18 protein-coding genes are annotated in these 17,543 nt (G+C 40.6%); all 18 read left to right on the forward strand.

All coding sequences use genetic code 11. The features are described from left to right. The first annotated feature begins 123 nt into the window (after nucleotides 1–123). Nucleotides 124–1,575 carry an undecaprenyl-phosphate glucose phosphotransferase gene (locus BS617_RS03265; RefSeq protein WP_249263563.1) on the forward strand — a complete coding sequence of 484 codons (1,452 nt, stop codon included), beginning with the start codon at nucleotides 124–126 and terminating at the stop codon, nucleotides 1,573–1,575. Continuing rightward, complete coding sequence (locus tag BS617_RS03270; RefSeq protein WP_075171473.1) at nucleotides 1,575–2,531, forward strand: sulfotransferase family protein; 957 nt, start codon at nucleotides 1,575–1,577, stop codon at nucleotides 2,529–2,531. The genes BS617_RS03265 and BS617_RS03270 overlap by 1 nt, the downstream gene beginning before the upstream one ends. Further along, nucleotides 2,528–3,064 carry an acyltransferase gene (locus BS617_RS03275; protein ID WP_075171474.1) on the forward strand — a complete coding sequence of 179 codons (537 nt, stop codon included), beginning with the start codon at nucleotides 2,528–2,530 and terminating at the stop codon, nucleotides 3,062–3,064. Before BS617_RS03270 ends, BS617_RS03275 begins: the two co-directional genes overlap by 4 nt. A 10-nt stretch (nucleotides 3,065–3,074) precedes the next feature. Beyond that, the gene (locus BS617_RS03280) at nucleotides 3,075–4,256 is read left to right on the forward strand and encodes a hypothetical protein (protein ID WP_075171475.1); all 1,182 of its coding nucleotides are present in this window, start codon (nucleotides 3,075–3,077) and stop codon (nucleotides 4,254–4,256) included. Continuing rightward, nucleotides 4,249–5,118 carry a hypothetical protein gene (locus BS617_RS03285; protein WP_075171476.1) on the forward strand — a complete coding sequence of 290 codons (870 nt, stop codon included), beginning with the start codon at nucleotides 4,249–4,251 and terminating at the stop codon, nucleotides 5,116–5,118. Before BS617_RS03280 ends, BS617_RS03285 begins: the two co-directional genes overlap by 8 nt. After that, a complete protein-coding gene (locus BS617_RS03290; RefSeq protein WP_075171477.1) occupies nucleotides 5,112–5,849 on the forward strand; it encodes a glycosyltransferase in 738 nt (245 codons plus the stop codon). The genes BS617_RS03285 and BS617_RS03290 overlap by 7 nt, the downstream gene beginning before the upstream one ends. Further along, nucleotides 5,846–6,595 (forward strand): WecB/TagA/CpsF family glycosyltransferase, encoded by a 750-nt coding sequence (locus tag BS617_RS03295; RefSeq protein WP_075171478.1) that lies wholly within the window; start codon nucleotides 5,846–5,848, stop codon nucleotides 6,593–6,595. Before BS617_RS03290 ends, BS617_RS03295 begins: the two co-directional genes overlap by 4 nt. A 2-nt stretch (nucleotides 6,596–6,597) precedes the next feature. Further along, the gene (gene gmd, locus BS617_RS03300; RefSeq protein ID WP_075171479.1) at nucleotides 6,598–7,716 is read left to right on the forward strand and encodes a GDP-mannose 4,6-dehydratase; all 1,119 of its coding nucleotides are present in this window, start codon (nucleotides 6,598–6,600) and stop codon (nucleotides 7,714–7,716) included. An 11-nt stretch (nucleotides 7,717–7,727) separates the two neighbouring features. Continuing rightward, entirely contained in the window at nucleotides 7,728–8,684 is a 957-nt protein-coding gene (gene fcl, locus BS617_RS03305; protein ID WP_075171480.1) for a GDP-L-fucose synthase, read from the forward strand. 3 nt (nucleotides 8,685–8,687) lie between these two features. Continuing rightward, nucleotides 8,688–9,182, forward strand: a complete 495-nt coding sequence (locus BS617_RS03310) for a GDP-mannose mannosyl hydrolase (RefSeq protein ID WP_075171481.1) — start codon at nucleotides 8,688–8,690, stop codon at nucleotides 9,180–9,182. Nucleotides 9,183–9,226: 44 nt separating this feature from the next. After that, the gene (locus BS617_RS03315) at nucleotides 9,227–10,471 is read left to right on the forward strand and encodes a flippase (protein ID WP_170870314.1); all 1,245 of its coding nucleotides are present in this window, start codon (nucleotides 9,227–9,229) and stop codon (nucleotides 10,469–10,471) included. A gap of 208 nt (nucleotides 10,472–10,679) precedes the next feature. Further along, complete coding sequence (locus BS617_RS03320; protein ID WP_075171483.1) at nucleotides 10,680–11,846, forward strand: nucleotide sugar dehydrogenase; 1,167 nt, start codon at nucleotides 10,680–10,682, stop codon at nucleotides 11,844–11,846. Between the two features lie 141 nt (nucleotides 11,847–11,987). Beyond that, a complete protein-coding gene (locus BS617_RS03325) occupies nucleotides 11,988–13,397 on the forward strand; it encodes a mannose-1-phosphate guanylyltransferase/mannose-6-phosphate isomerase (protein ID WP_212667437.1) in 1,410 nt (469 codons plus the stop codon). Between the two features lie 78 nt (nucleotides 13,398–13,475). Next, entirely contained in the window at nucleotides 13,476–14,120 is a 645-nt protein-coding gene (locus tag BS617_RS03330) for a hypothetical protein (RefSeq protein ID WP_075171485.1), read from the forward strand. A gap of 73 nt (nucleotides 14,121–14,193) precedes the next feature. Beyond that, nucleotides 14,194–14,523: a hypothetical protein gene (locus BS617_RS03335; RefSeq protein WP_139303129.1), complete on the forward strand. Its 330-nt coding sequence runs from the start codon at nucleotides 14,194–14,196 to the stop codon at nucleotides 14,521–14,523. Between the two features lie 393 nt (nucleotides 14,524–14,916). Then, nucleotides 14,917–15,525, forward strand: a complete 609-nt coding sequence (locus BS617_RS03345) for a hypothetical protein (RefSeq protein ID WP_075171488.1) — start codon at nucleotides 14,917–14,919, stop codon at nucleotides 15,523–15,525. 117 nt (nucleotides 15,526–15,642) lie between these two features. Next, on the forward strand, nucleotides 15,643–16,251 hold the full coding sequence (locus BS617_RS03350) for a hypothetical protein (protein WP_075171489.1): 609 nt from the start codon (nucleotides 15,643–15,645) through the stop codon (nucleotides 16,249–16,251). Between the two features lie 268 nt (nucleotides 16,252–16,519). After that, on the forward strand, nucleotides 16,520–17,530 hold the full coding sequence (gene galE, locus BS617_RS03355) for a UDP-glucose 4-epimerase GalE (RefSeq protein WP_075171490.1): 1,011 nt from the start codon (nucleotides 16,520–16,522) through the stop codon (nucleotides 17,528–17,530). Nucleotides 17,531–17,543 lie beyond the last annotated feature (13 nt).

Here is a 17,543-nt window from a genome sequence, read left to right on the forward strand (position 1 = left end):
GCGCATAAACGACAGCGCAACTAGTATTAGCGATGCAGTGCAGCAATTGTAACAATTGGATGGAATACTGCTGCAGATAATGGACACTGCTTCAAGGATAGGCCACTTAAGATGGACTTACACGTGAATATAAAGACCTCACCGCGATTGCCTGTCTCCTCTTCTATGGCACGTAATAAACGTTTACTTAAAAACCACGAAACCTTCGCTTTTTGGGTGCAGCTGGGCGCTGATATTGGCGTAGTTTTTTTCTCACTGTACCTTCTGACACTCTTCAAGACCGGAGAGTTCAATCCGCATTACCGTTTTTTGATGGTAATTACGGGGCTGTCGATGTGCGGCATATACGTAAGCCGCGGTATTTACCGCCAAGCCTCTACCCATGCTAAAAATGTAATGCGTATAACGGTGGCCTGGTTTGTGTGTTTATGCGCCGTTATGCTGGTGGGCTTTGTGACCAAAACCACCGAGCTATTCTCCCGCCAAGTTATTTTGCTATGGGCGCCGTTAGCGCTGTTTTTACAAATAGCCAACCATGTGGCCATTGGTATGGGCATAAAACGCTATAAAGAAACCTACGGCAAACACTTAAAAGCATTGGTGATAGGTGATGGCACAACCGCCGTGCACCTTATCCAAAGTTTGAATGGTAACCGCTGGCTGCCAGACAAGGTGGTTGGGGTTGTACGCGGTGATGGTGGCTTGCCAGATTTATCTGTGGCGGCAAATTTATCGGTCCCAGTATTAGGCCATATCGCAGGCATACGCCCGTTAATACGCGAACATAAAATTAAGCGCATTTACATCGCGTTGCCCATGGAAGAGAGCGAGCAAATACAAGGCCTACATATCGATTTGCTAGACATGAACGTAGATGTGATTTGGGCGCCCGATATATCCGCTATGCGTTTGCTAAACCACTCCGTTAGGGAGGTGGCGGGCACGCCTATTATCTCGTTAAACGAAAGCCCGTTAACCTCATCGCGCGTGTCCATGGCGTTAAAAGCCATAATGGATCGCAGTATAGCGGCTATCGCATTGCTCTGTTTGTCTCCATTGTTTATTGCAATAGCAGTGGCTGTTAAGCGATCTTCCCCTGGGCCAGTTTTCTTTAAGCAAGACCGCACAGGTTTTGATGGCACGGTATTTAAAGTTTGGAAATTCCGCAGTATGAAATTGCATCAAGATGCAGAAGTGGTGCAGCAAGCCGGTAAAGAAGACCCGCGCATTACCAAAGTGGGTAAGTTTATACGACGTACATCTATCGATGAGTTGCCGCAGTTATTTAACGTATTGGATGGCAGCATGTCTCTAGTAGGGCCAAGGCCGCATGCGGTATCTCATAATAATTATTACAGCGACAAAATTAATGCGTATTTAGCGCGCCATCGTATTAAGCCGGGAATTACTGGGCTAGCTCAAATCAGTGGTTACCGTGGAGAGACAGAAACGTTGGATAAGATGGAAAAACGAGTAGAGTTTGATTTAGTGTATATAAATAATTGGTCCTTAGCTTTTGATTTTAAAATTCTATTTAAAACACCTCTTTCTCTCATGTCAAAGGATATATATTAATGAGTGAAATATGTCCAATATTCATATTCTCATTGCCTAGGTCTGGATCTACCTTGTTGCAGAGAATGATTTCTCTTGATTCTAATGTTTTTACTTCTCCTGAAACATGGTATTTTTTGAATTACTTATCATTTACTAATGATAAAAACATTTACAGTCTTTTTAGCAGTGCCCATTCAAGAGTAGCAAATACAGAATTTATAAATAAAGAAATTGGTGCTGAAGAATTTTCGTTGATTCAGAAAAAGCATCTTTTAGATGTAATGGAGCGAGCTGGTAAAGGTAAAGCGTTTTTTTTAGAGAAAACTCCTAGAAATTATTTTGTAATTGATGAGATATTCAAATGTTTCGGTGATGATGCGAAATATATTTTTTTATGGCGTAATCCTTTGGAGGTAGCGTCTTCTATGATCGATACATGGGGAGGAGGGGAGTGGAACCTCTATTCCTTTGAAAATGATTTGATTTACGGTACCAAAGAATTGGTTCGTAGTTATAAGAATAATCAGCAAAGAGCATTGAGTGTTAGTTATCAAGATATTATTCAGGATTATGAGGGGACGTCTCTTAAAATATCTGATTACTTGGGTGTGGACTTAACAGTATTTGAAAAGCAGGCTGTAATTAGCAATAAAATACAAGGTAGCATGGGTGATCCAACCGGACAGAATAAAGAATTTATTTCATCAAAGAAAAGAGAGGAAATGTTACTTTCTTTTTCTGGAATGCTAAGAAAGAAAGCATTTAAGAGAATGTTGACAAAGATTGAAAATGAAGTGGCATGGATGGGGTATCCGCTTGAGGATATCTTTCATGAACTAGCAGAAGCTCCTAGTGCTAGTTTTTCTATGTGTGGGAAGGATTTATACAGAATGGTTTATGGTGCTGCCTACATGAGACTTCAGCCGTTTGTATTAAAAGATTTTTTGTTTAAACGGAGAGGTGCTTTAAGGTGAAACTTGTTAAGTGTTATGCGATAGGCTTGCATCTTTTGTATTTTAAAATAGTTGGGTTATTTCCTTCTCGTATAATGAGAAATTTTTTATATCTTCCTTTTATGGGCTCTGGAGTTTTCTTTAATATTTTTTTTGGAGGAGTTATTTTAAGGTCTCCTTGGAAGATTAAATTAGGACGAGGAAGTGTAGTAGGTGAAAAAGTTCAACTAGACTGCCGACGAGGGCTTGTTATTGGTAATCACGTCAATATAAGTAGTGAGGTTCAGATCTGGACATTACATCATGACCCTCAAAGTTCTACGTTTAAAGCAATTGGGAAAGAAGTTGTAATCGAAGATTACGTTTGGCTGGGGGCTCGCTCGATAATACTACCGGGAGTGCGAGTTGGAAAGGGCGCTGTGGTTGGCGCTGGCTCCGTTGTAGCGAGAGATGTAGAGCCATATTCAATAGTTGTTGGTAATCCGGCTAAAAAAGTTAAATCTAGGAATGAAAACCTGACTTACAAGCTTGAATGCAATATCCCATTTATATAAAGAGTTTCATATGACATCCAATTTGCTTGTAAGAAGTGTGTTTTTTTCACTTGCTTTTTGTTTTCTTTACGCTCTAGATCCGTCTGACCGGTCATGGGGGGCAGAGTATAATTTGGTGCTTAAATTTTTACCTTTAATATTTGTGTTTTTTATATTTTTGGTTTTTGTAAAAAATTTTTTTATTATTTTGGCTACACCGACAGTTATTCCATTGCTGATTTTTTTTCTCTTTTCCTTTGGTGGGGCTGTTTGTACTATTTTTCAGATGAATGCTAGATTCGAGGATAGTTATCTAAGCAGAGCTTTGTTAATGGTGTTTGTTTTCTTGGGATTTGTAACTTCATTTTCGAAAAAATTTGAAAAGAGTATGGCGTATTTTTTGCCCTACTTGTTATTGTTTTGCGGGTTTGTTGTTGCAACTTTGTTGATTGTTTGGGGAGTTGGTTTTAAATTTGTGGATATGCCGCATATTTATCATGAAGAAGGCGTTTTTGTATTAGTTGCTATGGTTTGTGTTTATATAAGTAGAGTTAATTTTTTGATAAAGATTTTATGCTTGATATATCTGGCAGCTGGTCTGATATTTATGCATAAGAATACGGCTTATATAATGCTGTTGGTTTTTATAGTTTTTCTTTTGTTAAAGAGTCGATATCTGCTTTCTGCTGGAAACCTAAAAATTTTTGTTAATGTTTTTTTCTTTAACTTTTTTGTTTTGATAGCTGTTTTTATTTTGATGATAGTGAATTTTTACTCTGATATTTTGCCGTCAGGTAGCCCCGGGGTGCGCCTAAATACCTACTTACAAAGGTGGGAGGTTTTTTTGGAGCACCCGTTTTTAGGGACGCTGTTTTTAGGTTCCCCTATGTTTGAGTTGCCAACTATTGACGGTTCTTTGTTTGTACCAAGTCATTCGGATTTACTAGATATTATGGCTTTTGGTGGCCTTTTTTCTTTGATAGTTTTTGTTTGGTATTCATTATTTCCAGTATATAGGATAATGTTTGGTTATCAGGTCATTTCAAATGATAAGATAGATCAACTTTATATGTTATTATCTGTATTTGTTTTTGGGGTTTTTCTTACTTTATGCGTAAACCCGATTTTGAACCAAGTTAAACTGGCTGCGCCTTATTGGTTTTTTGTTGGGTTTTTAGTTGGAAGAATGCGGCAAGGGAGGGCACATGGATAAGAAGGTATTGATTACAGGGGTCCATAGAAGTGGCACAACTCATTTAGGTAAGATATTAGAAGCTACTTTAGACTGTTCGGTAATACACGAACCATTTAATGCCTGCTTAGGTGATAGTAGAGTAAACTATTGGTATTGCAATGAGTCTGTTAATGATTTTTTGGTTAGTTCTAAGTTTAGATTTAAGCCTAGACTTATCAAAAGAGCACCAAATGAATCCTATATTAGAACACTAGGTAGGTCGATTCTTGGTGGCGAATTCGAAAAAAGTTTAAAGTCCTTTGAGAAGAAACCTTTTGTTTTAATTAAAGATCCTTTTATGTTTAGACAACTAAACTCAAATTTGTGGGATTATAAATTTTTAGTTGTTAAGCATCCTTTATCAAATCTTTTTTCAGTGAAAAGTCAAAATTGGTCTATTTCTAAAAACGAGTTTTCTAAAGATATTTTTTCCAGTAAAAAATATTTTTCTTTTTCTGATAAGCTTTCTCCTTTTTTTGATGGTAATGAAATAGACTTCCTTTGGTTATGGTTTTTTTTGCATCATGAAGTTATGTCTGAATTAAACAATACTATAATCATTTGGCATTCGGATTTTTGTGAAAACCCTTTTTCTTTATTTGAAGCCCCAGTTTTTGTTGATAATAGAGCCTCTAAAGATAACTTTGAAAAAATAATTTGCGAAACAATGTTTGATAAAACAATAGTTCGTAATGATAAATTACACCAAATGAAACGAAATTCTGTAATTCTCTCTATGCAGTGGGTAGATAGTTTTTCTGAGAAGCAGATTGAAGTTGTAAATGAGATCTTTGGTGAGATTATTGAGTTTTATAAGTTGAGGAGTTTCATCAAGTGTTAAGTATTATTACGGTCACGTATAATAATTTGAATGGTTTGAAAACTACGTATAAGTCAATACGGAAACTCCTTCAAAACGAAGTGGCTGTTAAGTGGATTGTAATAGATGGTGCATCTGAAGATGGAACGTTAAGTTTTTTGAGGATGTTGTCAACAAATCTTGACTCAAATTGTTTTTTGTATTTTTCTGAAAGTGATAAAGGCTTATATGATGCCATGAATAAAGGTCTGGATTTAGTTGATGGTGATTATATTATCTTTATCAACGCAGGAGACCTAATTCATGAGAGTTTGCTTAAAGACTTACAAGATTATAATTCATTCGATATTTTGTTAGGTGCTTCTGAAAGATTTAGTTCAGATAAAAAATATATTAAGTATGTAAGGCCTTTGAAAAAGTTAAACTCTAGAATGATCTGTGAGCACCAAGCTTTTGTTGTGAGATCAGCTATAGCAAAAAAAATTAGATATGATCTAAGATATTCTTTATCTGCAGACTATGATTTTCTTTGCAGGTGTATAAAGTCAACAGATTCTATATATTCTTCAAAAAGAATATATTGCTCTTTTGAATATGGTGGTGTTTCAAAGAAAAAGAGGATGGAGGCACTCCTTGAAGATTTCTTGATCAGAATCAGAGTTTTTAATATGCCTTATAAAAATGCCTTCTATCTTTATTTAAAGCATTTGTCTTGGGAGGTGGTAAAAAAAATCATGGGACTTATAAGATGAATATTAAAGAGTTTGATTTTTATACAGGTACACCTGAAGACTTGATTGATTCTTTTTTTAATGTTGATAGTCATGGGTCTAAGAGTATATTAGTAACACCTAATCTCGATTTTTGGATGAGAGCCAGTAAGCTTAGTAGTTTTTATGAATTGATTAAAAAGTCAGATGTTAGAATATGTGATGGTGCACCATTAATATTAGTCTTGAAATTAAGGTCTATGATTTATGGCGATAGTGTGCCTCATCGGATAACTGGTGCTGATCTAATGCCAGCTATTCTGGGTCATAAAAAATCTTCAGATTCTAAGATCGTTTTTATAGGCGGTGATCCGAACTGTGAGTCTATTAACAAAGATATAATATCTGAAAAATTTAATTTGAATAAAAATAATATATTAGTTATCAGTCCTCCTTTTGGTTTCGAAAGTGATGGTTCTTATGTTAAGGGTATTTTTGAGGAAATAAGTTTATTTGGACCTAATTTTATATTTTCCTGTCTAGGTTCACCAAAACAAGAGAAATTAATTATGCGCATAAAAGAAGAAGTTAGTTTCGATTATGCTTTTTGTGTTGGTGCTGCAATCGATTTCGTTACTGAGAAATCAAGAAGGTCACCCAAGTTAATGCGGTTGGTTGGTGTTGAATGGTTGTGGAGGTTGTATTGTGAGCCTAAGAGGCTTTTTAAAAGGTACTCTAAAAATGCTTTGTGTTTTTTTCCCCTATTAATTAAAAGTTTAAAGAGATAATTATGAAAAAAGTCGCTCTTATTACCGGCGTTACAGGTCAAGATGGGTCGTATCTAGCGGAGTTTTTGTTGGATAAAGGATACGAAGTGCATGGTATTAAACGCCGTGCTTCTTTGTTTAATACAGAACGTGTTGATCATATTTATAAAGACCGGCATGAAGATAATGTTAACTTCTTTTTGCACTACGGTGATCTAACAGATACCTCTAACTTAACCCGCATATTAAAAGAAGTGCAACCAGATGAGGTATACAACCTAGGAGCACAGTCGCATGTTGCTGTGTCTTTTGAAGCGCCAGAATATACGGCCGACGTTGACGGTATGGGTACGCTCCGATTACTTGAAGCTATCCGCTTCTTAGGTCTAGAAAAAAAGACGCGCTTCTATCAAGCATCTACGTCTGAGCTTTACGGACTGGTGCAAGAAATTCCGCAGAAAGAGACAACGCCTTTCCATCCTCGCTCCCCTTATGCTGTGGCTAAAATGTACGCTTATTGGATTACGGTTAACTATCGTGAAGCTTATGGAATGTACGCGTGTAACGGTATTTTGTTTAATCACGAATCACCGCGCCGTGGCGAGACTTTTGTGACACGAAAAATCACTCGGGCTATGAGCAATATCGCGCAAGGTTTAGAAAAGTGCCTTTACCTAGGTAATATGGATGCACTACGTGATTGGGGTCATGCTAAAGATTATGTAGAAATGCAATGGCTAATGCTTCAGCAAGAGGTGGCTGATGATTTTGTAATTGCTACTGGTGTCCAATACAGCGTACGTCAGTTTGTCGAGTTCACGGCTAAAGAGTTAGGTTTAACATTACGCTGGGAAGGGCAGGGCGAAGAAGAAAAAGGTTATGTTGCTGCCATAGAAGGCGATGATGCTCCGGGATTGAAAGTAGGCGATTTAGTGGTTGCTGTTGATCCTAAATATTACCGCCCAGCCGAGGTTGAGACTTTACTTGGCGACCCAACAAAAGCAAAAGAAAAGTTAGGTTGGGTTCCAAAAATTACGCTACAGGAAATGGTAGTAGAAATGGTCCAGCACGATTTAGATAGCGCTAAACGTTTCCGCCTTCTGCAAGAAAGTGGTTACGATGTAGCATTGCGTCGCGAATAAGGGAGCCGCCAATGAAAATTTTTGTTGCTGGCCATCGTGGTATGGTTGGCTCAGCTATTTATCGTCAATTAGCTAAACTGCCTGATGTTGAGCTGGTAACGGCATCGCGGCAGGAACTTGATTTAACGAGCCAAGCCGAAGTAGCCGCCTTCTTTGAAAAGCATCAATTTGATCAAGTGTATTTAGCTGCCGCAAAAGTCGGGGGTATTATGGCAAATAATACCTACCCAGCTGAATTCATATACGAAAATTTGATGATTCAAAATAACATAATACATTCATCCTATATAACAGGTGTAAGGCATTTGTTGTTTTTAGGATCATCTTGTATTTATCCAAAATTGGCCACGCAACCAATGCAAGAAACAGCGTTGCTAACAGGTACTCTTGAGCCAACGAACGAGCCTTACGCGATTGCTAAAATTGCAGGCATCAAAATGTGCGAATCTTACAACCGCCAATACGGTGTAGATTATCGTAGTGTTATGCCGACGAACCTATATGGTGAAAATGATAATTTTCATCCTGAAAATTCGCATGTGATTCCTGCTCTAATGCGCCGTTTTCATGAGGCTAAGCTGGCGAATGCACCCGAAGTTGTTGTATGGGGCACAGGCAAGCCAATGCGTGAATTTTTGCATGTTGATGATATGGCGGCAGCCTCTATCTTTGTAATGAACGTTGATAAAACGACATACGAAGAAAACACTGAGCCAATGCTATCGCATTTTAATGTGGGCACAGGTGTAGACTGTACCATTAAAGAAATGGCATTAACGATGGCCGATGTGGTGGGGTACCAAGGTAATGTCACATTTGATGTGACGAAACCAGACGGCGCACCGCGTAAGCTCATGAATGTTGATAAGTTAAAAGCGTTAGGTTGGGAATATTCTGTCAGTTTAAAAGACGGTTTAGCATCAACTTATGCTTGGTTTCTTGAGCACCAAGATGACTTTAGGGGGTGATGCATGTCATCCACTTACTTATCAAATGATGTGTTTAAACTAGTAGTTGATAATACGCCGCTAATTTCTCTCGATTTGGTTGTTCGTAACGCGAGCGGCCAAATATTACTTGGTGAACGTGTGAATCGGCCGGCGCAGGGTTATTGGTTTGTGCCGGGTGGGCGTATACGAAAAAATGAGACAATAGCAGATGCATTCATGCGTTTAACGCTGGATGAGCTTGGTGTTGCTTTACCTATTAGCTCGGCTAGATATTTAGGGCTATTTGAGCATTTCTATTCGGATAGTGTGTTTGGTAATACACCATCAACACATTATGTTGTAAATGCGTTTGAAATATCAATTGATTCTAATTTGACCGACCTCCCAAATCAGCAACACTCGGGTTATCTCTGGTGGGGTGAGAGCCAGCTGCTAGATTCTAAGAAAGTACATGTACATTCGAAATGGTATTTTTTGAAAGACAACGGGATTGAATGCAGTAAGGGTTCAGCTTGATAGCTATATTTAAACGATTCACAAACAGCGAATTGCTGCTTCAAATGTTAATAAGCATCTGTGTACGTGTGCTAGGTGCTTTTTCTGTATTTGTACTCAGTATATTTGTTGGTAGGGAGCTGGGAGCCGAGAGTGCAGGGTATTTCTTTTTGGCGTTTAGCGTTGTTACCTTTCTAGCCGCGCTTTCACGAATGGGTTTTGATAATACATTAGTCCGCTTTATTGGTAGCGGCTTAGTAGATGCCGAGTGGGCTAATATCCGTACAACCTTAAACCGGGCTTTATTATTGGCAGGCGGACTGTCTTCGGTTTTTGCGGTTATTCTGTTTGTGGGTAGTGGCTTTATTGCGAATGTTATCTTCTCTAAACCGTTATTAGCTCCTGTTTTGCAAGCCATGGCGCCTGGTGTTGTTGGCTTGTCACTTTTCACCTTATTAGCGATGGCGTTACAAGGGTTACACAAGATAGCGCCTTCGGTTTTTGTTATTAACATTTCTGCCAATGTTTGGGTGGTAATTGCGTTGTTGGTGTTTCATTTAGAGACGCCGGTATCTGTTGCAACGGCTTACAGTGTTGCAACAGGTATAACCATATTGTTGGGGTGTGGCTTTTGGTTATATTTTGCCAAACCTGCGCAAGATCAGCCCACAATCCAATGGTCTACGCTGTTTGCGAGCAGTATGCCATTATGGATTGTAATGTTGATGTCCCAACTTACCCAGTGGTCTGGGCAGTTTATTGCGGGGGTGTATGTGCCCTCAGAAGAGGTTGCTCAACTTGCGGTAGCTCAACGTACAGCCATGCTCACCAGTTTTATATTAATGGCTGTGAACTTGGTAGTAGCCCCGCGTTTTGCCGCCCTTTACAAACAAGGCAACATGGAAGGGTTAGAGCGCTTAGCGTTAATGTCGGTCAAGCTTATGGTATTGTTTGCTATCCCTATTGTTGCCGTGATGATGTTCTTCCCTACCTCTTTAATGAAGCTTTTTGGCGAAGGCTTTGCTGAGGGGGGACATTTACTTCAGATTTTGGCCGTAGGCCAGTTTGTGAATGTGGTGACTGGTTCGGTGGGTTATTTGCTCTCTATGTCTGGTCATGAGAAAGATTTACGAAACACGGTTCTTATCTCTGGACCATTAGCGATTATTGCTGCAGTTGCATTAACGCCTTTGTGGGGCGCTACAGGTAGCGCGATAGCCACGGCGTTAGCCGTCGCTACACAGAATTTAGTGGCCGTTTTTTGGGTAAGAAAACGCTTAGGGTTTAATACATTGGCTGTTTGGCGATAGATTCAGGTATATATAAGATCAGAAGATAGGGTTTTACGTGTGTTGTGCTTATGTAAGGTCAATCAATCATTAGCCAGCTTACATTAGCTGAATCCAGATCTTAGCGTAAAGTATTGATTAAAAAATGATGGTTAAGCCCCTTTTTTGTGGTTCTTTCTATAGAATGGGCGTTTTAGAATAATCATCTTATTATGTATTGGGTTGTATTATGAAAATAGCTATTGCGGGTACTGGGTACGTCGGTTTGTCGAATGCCATGTTGTTGGCTCAGAACTGTCAAGTGGTGGCCGTTGATATCGTCCCTGAAAAGGTTGAGATGCTTAACAACAAGCAATCGCCGATTGTGGATGTTGAAATTGAAGATTTTTTGGCCAACAAAACGCTTAATTTTAAAGCGACTTTGGATAAGGCCGAAGCTTACAGCGATGCAGAATTTGTAGTTATTGCGACCCCTACAGATTACGACCCGATCACTAACTACTTTAATACCAGCTCTGTTGAGGCGGTTATCCGTGACGTGATGGCGATTAACCCTAACGCCGTTATGATTATCAAATCCACGGTGCCGGTAGGCTATACGCGCCAAATAAAGGAAGAGATGGGCTGCGATAACATTATCTTCTCGCCTGAGTTTTTGCGTGAAGGTAAGGCTTTGTACGATAACTTGCATCCTTCCCGTATTATTGTGGGTGAACGTTCTGAGCGCGCTAAAGTGTTTGCCGGCTTGTTAGAGCAGGGCGCCATTAAAACGGGTATCGATGTGCTGTTTACCGACTCGACTGAGGCCGAGGCGGTTAAGTTGTTCTCCAATACGTATTTGGCAATGCGTGTGGCGTACTTTAATGAGCTAGATAGCTACGCCGAAACGCACGGGCTAGATAGCCGTCAGATTATTGAGGGCGTAGGCTTAGATCCGCGTATTGGTAACCACTATAACAATCCATCGTTTGGCTATGGCGGTTATTGCTTACCTAAAGATACAAAACAGCTATTGGCTAACTTCCAAGATGTACCTAGCAATATGGTGCGCGCTATCGTCGATGCCAACACCACGCGCAAAGACTTTATTGCCGAAGCTATCCTCAAGCGTAACCCTGCGGTGGTGGGGATCTTTAGATTGGTGATGAAATCTGGCTCGGATAATTTTAGGGCTTCGGCCATCCAGGGCATTATGAAGCGCCTTAAAGCTAAAGGCATTGAAGTGGTTATTTATGAGCCGGTGTTTGCTGAAGAGAGCTTCTTTAATTCGCGTGTTATTAACGATCTGGCTGAGTTTAAAGCGTTATCGGATGTGATTGTTGCGAACCGTCGTACCGATGAGCTGGCGGATGTTGCGGATAAAGTCTATACCCGTGATCTTTTTGGTAGCGACTAGTGCGTATTACTAGTTGCTAGCAAGCTATTTTGTTATCTGAAAACAGATAGCAATGTAGCTGTGATAAAAAATACCGTGTGCAAGTAACCTGTATATCAGTTGATGAATAAAGCGATCAGAAATAACGTAAAGGAATAGATGATGATCCCCGTAATTTTATCCGGTGGTTCCGGTACTCGTTTGTGGCCGTTATCCCGTACTCAATATCCTAAGCAGTTTTTGCCGCTTAATTCTGACCTCACTATGTTGCAAGAGACGGTAGCACGTTTGGGCGATGTGTCAGATGTGAGTGTGATTTGTAATGAAGAGCATCGCTTTTTAGTGGCCGAGCAAATGCGTCAAATTAAGCAAGCGTGTTCTATTTTTTTAGAACCTGTTGGCCGTAATACGGCACCCGCTATTGCTTTGGCAGCGCTAGATGCGATTAGCAAAGGTAACGGCGGTGAGTGTTTATTAGTGCTCTCTTCAGATCACGTGATTGATCAAGCGGAGGTGTTTACTAAGGCGGTTGCTCAAGCGGAGCCTTTAGCCAAAGCGGGTTATCTAGTGACCTTTGGTACTGTGCCGACTAAGCCTGAAACAGGTTATGGTTATATTAAAGCGGCAAGTGAGCCGTTAGCCGGTGCCGATTGCGATGCGTATGCCGTGGCCGACTTTGTTGAAAAGCCAGATGCAGACACCGCACAACAGTATATTGATGCGGGCGATTATTATTGGAACAGCGGTATGTTCATGTTTACGGCAGATCGTTTTATCGAAGAGCTGGGTAAGCATCGTCCTGATATTTTGTCGGCGTGCCAACATGCGATGGCAACCGTTACGCCAGACCTTGATTTTATCCGTGTGGACAAAGCCGCTTTCGAAGCTTGCCCTGATGAATCTATCGACTATGCGGTGATGGAAAAAACCGATAAAGCCGCAGTTATCCCGCTGGATGCTGGCTGGAGCGATGTGGGTAGCTGGTCGGCTTTGTGGGAAATTAAGCCAAAGGATGAGCAAGGTAATGTGCTGCAAGGTGATGTAATTGCCGAGAGCACGCGTAACTCAATGGTTGTTGGTGGCGAGCGCTTGGTGACTACACTGGGTGTGGATGATCTTATTATTGTGGATACCAAAGATGCGATCATGGTAGCGCACAAAGATAAGGTTCAGGATGTTAAAAAACTGGTAGCAGCTGTTAAAGCCCAAGGCCGTAATGAGCATTTTCAGCATCGTGAAGTGTATCGCCCTTGGGGGAAATACGATTCTATCGACAACGGCCAGCGTTATCAGGTAAAACGTATTACGGTTAAGCCGGGTGAAAAGCTGTCTGTACAAATGCATCATCACCGTGCTGAGCATTGGATTGTTGTTAGCGGCACCGCCAGCGTTACCTGCGGCGAGAAAACATTCTTGGTGACAGAAAACCAATCAACTTACATCCCACTGGGTGAAGTCCACGCACTGGAAAACCCCGGTAAAGTTGAGCTTGAAATGATCGAAGTGCAGTCTGGCTCATATCTAGGAGAAGATGATATCGTCCGTTTTAAGGATAACTACGGGCGTGCTTAGGTCATAAGCATCGTTTAGTTGTAAACACATAACCACCTTCGGGTGGTTTTTAACTCTGTTCTCATACATGGAGGTTTTATGAGTCAATCTATTTACGTATCGGAAAAGTTCCAAGCGGATCCTGTTGGTTTTTTAGCAAGCGTCACGGACTTAACGGCCTATTTACCAAAATTAAGATCGCGTCCTGATGCTCTGTTTTTATTGAACGGGCTTATTACTTACCGGTCTCTTAGTAATGACAGAAAAATTGCATACATGGCATATGTATCAGGTTTGGATGATAGGTCTTTCGGTAGTAAGTTATATAGCCTTGCCGCTTTGCAGGTAGCCAACCCATATTGGTATAGCTGGGGGCTGACTGATATAGAACTCAGAGAATTTCATGACTTTAATGCGGATGTTGCTTCTCACCTTAAAGTATTAGGTGTTAGTACAGCGGCGAGCTTCTCGCTTGCTAAGGGAGCTAATACTTTTTTTGACTTACTTAAGACTGGATCGAAAGAGTCGGCAATAAAGCTTGCAAAGTCTATGACAAATTATGATTTAGGTGAGAAAGCTGTGTCTCGGTTCACAGGTAATACGTCAAAGATTAAAGCAGGAGGGCACATAACTTCTTATTTAACGCTCATGGGAGCTGTTTTATATGTCTGCGCCCAAAAGGACTCTGCAAGAGCTAAAGAAGAGCTCTTGCGTAGAGGCCTGTTAACTATAGACGATTTGTAGAAGGAGGGGCTCCCTCCTTTTCTATTAGAAGGCTGTTCATGAGTAATAATTTTAATTTTTTATGTGCTCTGTTATGCGTTTAATTAAAATTACGATTTTAATTTATTCTTTGTTGGTAAATACGGCCAGCGCATCTTTATCTCATGCTTTTGATGAGGGTTTAGATGCGGGTTTTCTCATGATATGTGTGAACGCATATCCAGAAAATGATAGTTATCTGATTTGGGAAAATCAAAGTATTGCAATCAGATCTAAGTATGAAAAAGAAAATTACGATGAGAATTTTACGTTAGGGTTGATAGAAGTAGGTAATAGAATAAAGACTATTGTTGATGAAGGTCGGTTTAATCAAAAATTTTGTAATGATATATCGAAAAAGTATTTTCATATGATATCGAGTTAGGTGTCATGAAATAAAGGCTTTTTAGTATGAGTTTTTTTATCTGGGCTATCTTTCTGTTTACAATGTTGTATTTGTCATATGACTTATACAAAATATTGGTTAAAAAAGAAAGAAAAGAAGGGAATATATTGCTGAATGCAACAAGTCGAGTCTCAGGATTAATCGTTTTTCCTATGATGCTCTACTTTGATTTTGGTTTGTTTTACACTATTTTCTTACTGTTTTTTTTGACTTTTCTGTTTTATTTTTTAGTGGTTGGTTTTCAAAAGCTTATTAAGAAGTAAGTAAAACTTAAAGAATTTTTATTAAGCTGGGCCAAGTTTAGGTGGCCTTAACTTCTAAAAGATCTACTGCAACATAGCTAGGATGCTATTTTTTTAAACAAGGATAAATATGTCTCTACACCGTGCTGAAATAACGCCTGTTATAGAAGGGCGTAATGGCAATAACTTTACCCGTATTAAAATATCGAAAGATAAAGCAAAACTAACAGCTAAACCGCCGGGTTTGATGATCCTAGTCAGCGGGGTGATGCTGATTGTACCAACGATTATGCTGGGTATTATGATCCCGCAGTTCTATAAAGATTTTGGTTGGCCCCCAGCGCTGGCTATGTCTCTTATGTTAGCTGTTTTCTTTTTGGTCAATTATGCTTTGTGGACTAGCGTAAAGTGTGTGGTGTTCGATCGTGCTAAAAAAAGTTATGTCATACGAGCGGTCATCCCCTTTATAAGCTTTGGGGGTTCTCGGTATTCATTGCAGGGATGCACTGGCTTGCAATTATTAGAGGAGCGGGATTTTTTAGTTCGTCGCAGTGATGCCGCAGGGGTTGAAGTAAATCCGGTATCTAGCTATGAAATTAACCTGGTTTTTGATGGCCGCCGTGAGAATATCGCACAGATACGGGATAAAGCACACGCTGAAAAAATACTGATGGAGCTGTCCAAGTTTTTACGTGTTGGCACTAAGTTTGTGCAATCACCAGAGCCAGAAAAGCCCTAGCGCCAGGTCATTGATGCGCACGAGGTAGTACCTGAAACCACCGCTGTTGGGCAGGGTGCTTCTGACCAAAACACTTCAGAGCAGCGAACTGCAGGGCAGTTTTCTGAATCTCCTGAATTGGCTGTCGCCACTAATCGATTAGGAATATGGAGTAGTCGGCTTTCTAATGCATTTGGTGTTCGATTAGCGGTAGAGGGGGATCGTTTATTCGTAAAAAAAGCTGATCTTGTTCAGCGTTATTATAAATGGGCGCTGCTTGTTCCAATTTTTTATATTTGGGAAAAGGACTATCTAAATGCTGCTTTTATGGCTGCAGCCCTGCTATACGGGTTGTGGAAATTGAATGCGCATGTTCATACCATCATTGTCGATAAGGGGAAAAACTCCTTGTCTACCCATCCGTTTTTTCCTTTGGGCGCGTCAAAAGCTCCCCGCATTAACGGCAATTTTAACGATATCAAGCAAGTAGAGTTTTATGATCGCTTGGTCAATAAAACTAGTAAAAACAACAGTGGCCAGGTTCGTCACTATCAAGTGGTCGAGTTTGAAGTCAATTTTATCCTGCGATCCGGTGATAAATTAGGCATTATAAGATCCGCCGATCGATTCAAATCCTTGCAGCAAGCGCAGGAGATAGCGGCCTTTATGGATAAACCTTTGGAAAACGCCGAACGATTTTATGAGTGGGGCGAAGCACCTAAGGATAACGAGCCTTTGGCTTCTTGAGCGTTATCGAGCGTCTATAGTCGGATGTTGGATGGTTTAGTGATAAAGCACTATCGACGTTGATTAGGATGGTGCCTGCTGCCGATGGCGCTGTACTTGAGCAACTGTCGAGTGCTTTGCAGATAGCAGAGAGAGGAGATCCTGCTCGGTTTAATAAGCTTGTCCAATCCTCTTTTTAAATTCAATCGATTCGACCTATTTGATCCTGTAAACTCTATTATACTTAACTGTTTAGTCAATTTAGTGTGTTTAGATTAAGGATATCCTCATGCTTGTGCTTGTTACCGGCGGAGCCGGCTATATTGGAAGTCATACATCTGTCGTGTTGCAGGAAGCAGGGCATGAGGTGGTTGTGTTCGATAACCTGTGTAACAGCCATCCAGAAGTGTTTAACCGCGTTGCTAAAATTACCGGACAGCCCGTTGCGTTTGTTGAAGGCGATATGCGCGATAAAGCAGCGTTAGAGCGTGTGTTTAATCAGTTTGATATTGATGCTGTTATCCACTTTGCTGGATTAAAAGCTGTGGGTGAGTCTGTATCTGAACCTTTACGCTATTACCAAAACAATGTGGAAGGCTCGCTCAATTTGCTAGAAGTTATGGCGGCTAACGGGTGTAAAAAGATTGTCTTTAGCTCTTCGGCAACTGTGTATGGCGACCCTGAGACGGTGCCTATTCGTGAGGATTTTCCGTTGTCGGCGACAAACCCGTATGGCCAGTCAAAGTTGATGGTTGAGAATATACTCAACGATTTAGCAAAGGCGGACGGTACTTGGGAAATATCTTTATTGCGCTATTTTAATCCGGTGGGCGCTCATCCTAGTGGGCTGATTGGTGAGGATCCTAATGGTATCCCTAATAATTTAATGCCGTTTGTGGCACAGGTAGCCATTGGCCGCCGTGAGCAGTTAAGTGTGTTTGGTGGCGATTATCCAACGCCAGATGGCACTGGCGTGCGTGATTATATTCATGTGATGGACTTGGCTGATGGGCATTTAAAAGCGCTTAATGTGTTGAATGCTAACCATGGTTGCCAAGCTTATAATTTGGGCACAGGTAAAGGCTATTCCGTCCTTGAGGTGGTTGAGGCGTTTTCGCAAGCGTCTAATCGTGAGATCCCGTATCAAATTGTTGATCGTCGCCCGGGCGATATTGCGACCTGCTTTGCAGACCCTGCTCACAGCCAAGAAAAGCTCGGCTGGCGTGCACAATCAGGCTTAGCACAAATGGTAGAAGATCATTGGCGTTGGCAAAGCGAAAATCCGGATGGGTTTGAATAATACGGCGAACTTA

The organism is Neptunomonas phycophila (assembly GCF_001922575.1).
GTDB classification, from domain to species: domain Bacteria; phylum Pseudomonadota; class Gammaproteobacteria; order Pseudomonadales; family Balneatricaceae; genus Neptunomonas; species Neptunomonas phycophila.